The sequence below is a fragment of the Gilliamella sp. BG3 genome (assembly GCF_046635605.1).
Lineage (GTDB): Bacteria > Pseudomonadota > Gammaproteobacteria > Enterobacterales > Orbaceae > Gilliamella > Gilliamella bombi.
In genome coordinates this window covers 1-1,132 of sequence record NZ_JBIDFE010000049.1, presented here as the reverse complement: position 1 = coordinate 1,132, position 1,132 = coordinate 1, and the positions used below count along the sequence as shown (strand labels likewise).

General features: G+C 51.0%; 1 rRNA gene. It reads right to left on the bottom strand.

Annotated features, from left to right (window positions below):
• Nucleotides 1–46: 46 nt before the first annotated feature.
• Nucleotides 47–1,132 (bottom strand): 16S ribosomal RNA (locus ACGH6S_RS11985); the annotation flags it as partial.

Sequence of the window (1,132 nt, the reverse complement as noted above, 5' to 3'; positions counted from 1 at the left end):
CTTTCTTCTAAACAAACAATCTGTGTGAACACTTACGAGCTCTTCGTAAGGAGGTGATCCAACCGCAGGTTCCCCTACGGTTACCTTGTTACGACTTCACCCCAGTCATGAACCACACCGTGGTAAACGCCCTCCCGAAGGTTAAGCTATCTACTTCTGGTGCAACCCACTCCCATGGTGTGACGGGCGGTGTGTACAAGGCCCGGGAACGTATTCACCGTGACATTCTGATTCACGATTACTAGCGATTCCGACTTCATGGAGTCGAGTTGCAGACTCCAATCCGGACTTAGACGTACTTTGTGAGGTCCGCTTACTCTCGCGAGGTCGCCTCCCTTTGTATACGCCATTGTAGCACGTGTGTAGCCCTGGTCGTAAGGGCCATGATGACTTGACGTCGTCCCCACCTTCCTCCGCTTTATCAACGGCAGTCTCCTTTGAGTTCCCGACCTAATCGATGGCAACAAAGGATAAGGGTTGCGCTCGTTGCGGGACTTAACCCAACATTTCACAACACGAGCTGACGACAGCCATGCAGCACCTGTCTCACAGTTCCCGAAGGCACTCTCGTATCTCTACAAGATTCTGTGGATGTCAAGACCAGGTAAGGTTCTTCGCGTTGCATCGAATTAAACCACATGCTCCACCGCTTGTGCGGGCCCCCGTCAATTCATTTGAGTTTTAACCTTGCGGCCGTACTCCCCAGGCGGTCGATTTATCGCGTTAGCTTCGGAGCCCATCACTCTAGGCAACAAACTCCAAATCGACATCGTTTACAGCGTGGACTACCAGGGTATCTAATCCTGTTTGCTCCCCACGCTTTCGCATCTCAGCGTCAGTATCTGTCCAGAAGGCCGCCTTCGCCACCGGTATTCCTCCACATCTCTACGCATTTCACCGCTACACGTGGAATTCTACCTTCCTCTACAATACTCTAGTTAACCAGTTTTAAGTGCAATTCCTAGGTTGAGCCCAGGGCTTTCACACCTAACTTAATTATCCGCCTACATGCCCTTTACGCCCAGTCATTCCGATTAACGCTCGCACCCTCCGTATTACCGCGGCTGCTGGCACGGAGTTAGCCGGTGCTTCTTCTGTGATTAACGTCAATTAATAAACCTATTAGATTCAT